This window comes from Burkholderia sp. HAN2018 (assembly GCF_024704855.1).
Taxonomy (GTDB): Bacteria; Pseudomonadota; Gammaproteobacteria; order Burkholderiales; family Burkholderiaceae; genus Burkholderia; species Burkholderia cepacia.
In genome coordinates this window covers 1-6334 of record NZ_QOBB01000321.1, presented here as the reverse complement: position 1 = coordinate 6334, position 6334 = coordinate 1, and the positions used below count along the sequence as shown (strand labels likewise).

5 protein-coding genes are annotated in these 6334 nt (G+C 68.1%); 4 read left to right on the top strand and 1 reads right to left on the bottom strand.

Features of this window, described 5'->3' with window-relative positions:
• Positions 1–652: 652 nt before the first annotated feature.
• Positions 653–1573: a pyridoxal-phosphate dependent enzyme gene (locus DPV74_RS38020; protein WP_119339059.1), complete on the bottom strand. Its 921-nt coding sequence runs from the start codon at positions 1571–1573 to the stop codon at positions 653–655.
• Between the two features lie 179 nt (positions 1574–1752).
• Between DPV74_RS38020 and DPV74_RS38015 the strand changes: the two genes are divergently transcribed.
• From DPV74_RS38015 to DPV74_RS38000, 4 genes are all read left to right on the top strand, one after another.
• A complete protein-coding gene (locus DPV74_RS38015) occupies positions 1753–2664 on the top strand; it encodes a LysR family transcriptional regulator (protein WP_060357360.1) in 912 nt (303 codons plus the stop codon).
• 739 nt (positions 2665–3403) lie between these two features.
• Positions 3404–4609 (top strand): MFS transporter, encoded by a 1206-nt coding sequence (locus tag DPV74_RS38010; RefSeq protein ID WP_119339058.1) that lies wholly within the window; start codon positions 3404–3406, stop codon positions 4607–4609.
• A 593-nt stretch (positions 4610–5202) separates the two neighbouring features.
• Positions 5203–5688, top strand: coding sequence for a spore coat U domain-containing protein (locus tag DPV74_RS38005; RefSeq protein WP_371142253.1), 486 nt, complete (start codon positions 5203–5205; stop codon positions 5686–5688).
• Positions 5689–5703: 15 nt separating this feature from the next.
• Positions 5704–6334 (top strand): molecular chaperone (locus DPV74_RS38000; RefSeq protein ID WP_162923255.1); only part of this gene is annotated, 631 nt, incomplete at its 3' end.

The window sequence follows — 6334 nt, the reverse complement described above, 5'->3', positions numbered from 1 at the left end:
GGGTTCGGGTTCGGGTTCGGGTTCGGGTTCGGGTTCGGGTTCGGGTTCGGGTGCGGGTGCGGGTGCGGGTGCGGGTGCGGGTGCGGGTGCGGGTGCGGGTGCGGGTGCGGGTGCAGCACCGGCTCCTGCTACCGCGTCGACGCCCGCACCGGCGATGGCACCTGCAACGGCGTCCGGGGCGGCATCCACACCGGCCTCAACGCCCGTGCAGGCTTCCGCGCCTGTTTCCGCTTCCAGTCCGGCATCGACACCCGCCGCCGCATCGGCGCCCGCCGCTTCCCCAACCGCCGCTGCGACGCCGGCACCGGCCGCACCTGCGCACGTGCCCACCGCATCTGCCCCCGTATCGGCATCGGCGCCCTCGAGCTCGGCACCCGCGCCTGCCGCGGCCAATCCTGTCGCCTCGTCCGCACCGTCCGGCGCGAGCGCACCGGCCGCCAACTGACCGGCCCCCCGTATCGCCGCGCCCGGCCGTAACCGGCGCAGCGCGACGATACGCACCCTTCCCGTCGTTCCTCGCATGAATTTCCACGCTGCCGGCTGCCTGTCCGTTGCGTAGCCGGCATTGCTCCGACACTTCGCAGCGGGAATACGCGGCCATGCACGCATTCGCCGCGTTCGCCGCGTTCGCCGCGCTCGACGGCCGCCCCGCCTACCGCAACGTTGCGCGCAGCGTCTGCAACTGCTCGACGGTCGCCGTCACGCCGCCGCAGACGATCACGGCGATATCCGTCGCCGACGCGAGCACGGGCACCGGCCGCTCGAGCGCAGCCAGCGCGGCACCGCAGGCGGGCTCGACGACGATCCGGTGTTCGTCGACGAAGCGCAGCGACGCGGCCACCGCATCGGCGTCGGACACGACGACCGGATGAATCTCGTGCCGCGTCGCCCATTCGACCGCCGCGTCGCACGGCCGCTTCGCGCCAAGCGACGTCGCGATGCTCGTGATCGCCGGCAATTCGACCGGGCGCCCCTGCGCGAGCGAGCGCGCATAGCAGTCGGCGCCTTCCGTTTCGGCCGCGACCACCGGCACGTCGTGCCAGCCGTTGCGCGCCAGCCCTTCCAGCACACCGCACAGCAGCCCGCCGCCGCCGACCGCGAGCACGACCGCGTCGGGCTTCGGGCCGGCCGCCGCCATCTCGTCGATCATCGTCGCGTGGCCCTGCCACAGCGCGCGGTCGTCGAACGGGTGCACGAACGCATCGTGCTCGCCGAGCGTCGACTGCGCGAACGCGTTCGCCTCGGCCCAGCTCGGGCCGTGCACGATCAGCTCCGCGCCCTCGACACGGATCAGCTCGCGGGCGCGGGCCGATGCGCTTTCCGGCACGACGACGCGTACCGGCACGCCGAGTTCGCGGCCGCAATAGGCGACCGCGATGCCCGCGTTACCGCCCGACGACGACACGAACCGCCGCGCGCCGGCCGCGTGCCGCGCTTCGCAGACGGCACCGATGCCGCGCAGCTTGAACGAGCCCGACGGCTGCAGCGCATCGAGCTTCAGCCGGATGGTCCTGCCGAGCCGGCGGGACGCGATTTGCGAGCGGATATAGGGAGTCGGGATATGAAGCGGCATGGGGACGGAACCAATGGGAACGGAGCGAACGGAAGAAACGCACGGAAGAAGCGCACGCGACCTGCGAGGGCGAGCGGCGATGACGGCCATCGTACGGCAGGCTCTCCATGCTTTCCAATACCATCGTATGGCACTTGCTATGCTTCACAGGTATATCAACGAACCAGAACGGATACCGCATGCGCCAGATCGAATTGCGTCACCTGCGCTACTTCGTCGCCGTCGCACAAGCCGGCAGCGTGATGGCGGGCGCCCGTGCGGCCGGCATCGTCCAGCCCGCGCTGTCGCGACAGATCCGCGAACTCGAGGACGCGATCGGCACGCCGCTGCTGGTCCGCCGCGCAACGGGCGTCACGCTCACGGCGGCCGGCACGAGCTTCCTGCAGGATGCGACCGGCCTGCTCGCGACATTGCAGGACAGCCGTGAGCGCGCGCTGCGCAGCGCGGCCGGCCAGCTGGGCGAACTCCGGCTCGGCGCGTTGCCGAACTGCCTGCCGTTGCCTGTCGTCGCGAACGTCCTCAGGGCGTTTCGCGATGCCTGCCCGGACGTCAAGCTGTCGATCGCGCCGATGCTGTCGGCCGAACAGGCGAACGCGCTGGTGCGCGGCCAGCTCGACGGCGGCATCATGGCGTGGCGTCGCGACGAGGCGCCGCACCTGTCCGGCGTCCGATTGCTGAGCGACCGCTTCGTGCTCGCGATGCCCGCGCCGCCGGGCGGACGCTTCACCGCGCCGCGCACGCTGGCCGACGTCGCGAACGAGCCGTTCGTGTGGTTCGACGCGCAGCGCTCCGCCGCGCATCACCGGTTCCTGATGGCGCAGTGCCGGCAGGCTGGCTTCACGCCGCGCATCGCGCAGGTCGGCAGCGACATCCCGACGCTGATCGGCCTCGTCGCGGCCGGAATGGGCTGTGCGTTCGTGCCGGAAAGCGCGTCGCCGACCTGCCCGCACACGGTCCGGCTCGTCGCGCTCGACGAACTCGCGAGCCGCTTCGACATCGAGTTCGTGTTCGACGGCGCCGCCGTGCCGCCGTCGCCCGTCGTCGCGCGGTTTCTGGCGGCCGTGCGCGATGCGGCTGGCGAAGCGAACTGACCGGACGCAATTCGACCGAAGACGCGCCCGGCCTACGATCGGGCGGCCGAATTCGCCCCGTCGATCCAAGACCGGATACCTCTTCGTCAAAACGCCGGTTCGGCTGGCCTGACGTACTAATCACCAGCATCGCTTCCGCTAAACATCTTTCAAAACGCCGACGGAAGGCGCCGCAGCGCCGGTGTTTTTAAATTGACACCCAAAACAGCCGTTTAACGCCGGTTCGAATCGTCATGCGTCGAAATATACTTCGCGCGCATCCCACCCTCGTGCCAAAGAGAGGATGCGTTTCTGCCCCGGTCACGGTCCCCCTGTGGCCGGGGCTTTTTTTACCTGCGCGCCTTGTCTGCAAAGGGTTTCCGGCGGTGACGCGACGCTCGCGCCGGACGATGGCCGCCACCTCGCCGGCCCGCCGGATCCGCGCCGCCGGACGGGCGGCGGACGGCTTCCGGCCCACCGGGCGAAAAAGGGCGAAACGGGCATCCGTCCGCGTCGAACCGCCCACGGATCGCGCTCTCCCGGTCGAGCGTCACTCACCCATCTTTACAACCCGCTTTCACAAGAGCCCTCCGCTCGTTCACCCGCGCCGCCTGCCGGTTTCGCTGTACGCTGCATTGTTGAAATGAAATCAAGATAATTTCGTCCGGATACGGCTTTTTCCGCAAAAGTGAAGCAGGCACACTTCGCACTGTCCTCAATGGCCTCGTGCCGTTGTTTCTCGATTACAGGAGCACATCGCGTGAACCCCACGACTTCCTCTCCTTCCCGCCCGGGCGGCGGCGCCGCGCTGCCGCTGCTGGCACTCGCCGCCGGTGCATTCGGCATCGGTACGACCGAGTTCTCGCCGATGGGCCTGCTGCCGGTGATCGCCGAAGGCGTGCACGTGTCGATTCCTCAAGCCGGCATGCTGATCAGTGCTTACGCGATTGGCGTGATGGTCGGCGCGCCGCTGATGACGCTGCTGCTCGCGCGCTGGTCGCGCCGCTCGGCGCTGATCGCGCTGATGTCGATCTTCACGATCGGCAACCTGCTGTCGGCGCTCGCGCCCGGCTACACGACGCTGCTGCTCGCCCGCCTCGTGACGAGCCTCAACCACGGCGCCTTCTTCGGGCTCGGCTCGGTGGTCGCGGCCAGCCTCGTGCCGCGCGAAAAGCAGGCCAGCGCGGTCGCGACGATGTTCATGGGTCTCACGATCGCGAACGTCGGCGGCGTGCCCGCCGCGACCTGGCTCGGCCAGATCATCGGCTGGCGCATGTCGTTCGCGGCGACCGCGGGCCTCGGCCTGGTTGCGATCGCGGGGCTGTTCGCCGCGCTGCCGAAGGGCGAAGCCGGCAAGATGCCCGACCTGCGCGCCGAACTCTCGGTGCTGACGCGCCCCGTCGTGCTCGGCGCGCTCGGGACGACCGTGCTCGGCGCCGGCGCGATGTTCACGCTCTACACGTATGTCGCACCGACGCTCGAGCACCTGACCGGCGCCACGCCCGGCTTCGTGACCGCGATGCTGGTGCTGATCGGCGTCGGCTTCTCGATCGGCAACATCGCGGGCGGGCGACTGGCCGACCGCTCGCTCGACGGCACGCTGATCGGTTTCCTGCTGCTGCTGATCGCAACGATGGTCGCGTTCCCGGTGCTCGCCAGCACGCATGCCGGCGCCGCCATCACGCTGCTCGTGTGGGGCATCGCGACGTTCGCGGTCGTGCCGCCGCTGCAGATGCGCGTGATGCGGGCGGCCCACGAGGCGCCGGGCCTTGCGTCGGCGGTCAACATCGGCGCGTTCAACCTCGGCAACGCACTCGGCGCGGCCGCCGGCGGCGCGGCGATCTCGGCGGGCTTCGGGTATGCGGCCGTGCCGCTCGTCGGCGGGCTGATCGCCGCGGCCGGCCTCGCGCTCGTCTTCCTGCAGATCGCGCAACAGCGCCGCGCCCCGGCCGCCGCGAATTCGTAATCGCGACACGCCGTCCGCCGGCGACGAATGCCGGATCTCCCCCTCGCCGACACACGTTCGCGGCCGCTCGATGCGGCCGCGTTCGTTTTCAACCGTCAATTCCACTTCATTCGTTCTTCCAGTCCGGATATCCGGAATATCCGTATATCCCGCTTCAACAAGAATCAAATCCTCTTGCGAATTGCGGGAATCAATTCAATCCCCTTGAACGATTAATTTTTCGCCCTCTGAATTCCGCCGAATTCATTAATCAACCATTCCGTACAGGCTGATTCATCCCCGCTAATTCAGGCAAAAAGTCACGCCCGAATCCAGCATGATTCATGAAGTGCTTGCTACATCCCAGGAAAATATTTCACTCAATTCGCATATTGAAATCACAAATCGCAATGCTTCCCGGCTTTATTTACCCAACACCCAATTCAGATGTAACAAAATTAAACAGGGCCGATTTTAATATTGAAAGAATTGCGGGTTCGTATCAGCATTTGCGAGACCGTGGCCTGCGAAGCGCGGCATAAATCCAACGAAAATTCGATCGATGAGGGATCTGCGTGAAAGTCGCCATCGTATCCACCACATTGTCGCTCGCGCTGTCAGTCGGCCTTTCGACACCCGCCGCAGACGCCGCCGTCTATTCGAACGGCACGTCGACCGCCACCTTCAACGTCACGCTCACGCTGCAACCGAACTGCGCGATCACGGCGAACCCGCTGGCCTTCGGCACGAACGGCGTGCTGTCCGCCGCGATCAACCAGCAGACGACCTTGAGCGTCACCTGCACCAACACGACGCCGTACAACGTCGGTCTCGACGCGGGCCTGGTCACGGGGTCGACCGTCGCGAGCCGGCTGATGGCCGGCACGGCGACCGGCAACACGTCGACGACGGTCGGCTTCCAGCTCTACCAGGACGCCGGACGGACGACGATCTGGGGCAACACGCAAGGCACGGACACCGTGGCCGGCACCGGCACGGGGTCCGCACAGTCCTTCACCGTCTACGGCCAGGTGCCCACGCAAGCCACGCCGAAGCCGGACACTTATCAGACGACCATCACCGCAACCGCCTACTTCTGACCGGCGCTGCTTCCCATGTCCGCATTACGTCGAACGCTCGCCGCGCTGCTGTGCGCGGCCGGTGCCGCGCACGCCGCGTCGCTGCAGATTTCCCCCGTCACGATCGAATTCGGCGCCGACGACACGGCCACCGGCATCACACTGCGCAATCCGGGCGAGCGCCCGGTGTACGGGCAGGTGCGCGTGTTCCGCTGGGATCAGGCCAATGGCCAGGATGCGTTGACGCCCACCCAGGATCTGCTCGCCAGCCCGCCGCTGATCGAGGTCGGCAAGCAGTCCGAGCAGCTGATCCGCGTCGTGCGCGCTTCGCGTACGCCAGCCGGTACCGAACAGACCTACCGGCTGCTGATCGACGAGTTGCCGCAGCCCGGCGAGGCACCGGCCAACGGCGTGTCGATCCGGCTGCGTTATTCGATTCCGGTGTTCGTCGAGCCGGCCGCCAATGGCGCGCCGCAGCTCGACTGGGCGCTCCTGCGCAGCAACGGCGGCTGGGTGCTGCGCGTGCACAACGGCGGCACGCGGCGCGCGCAACTCGCGTCGGTCGAACTCGTGACCGGCGACGGGCGCGCGTACCCGCTCACGCGCGGGCTGCTCGGCTACGCGCTGGCGGGCCGAACCGGCCAGTGGAGCGTGCCGCTGCCGGCCG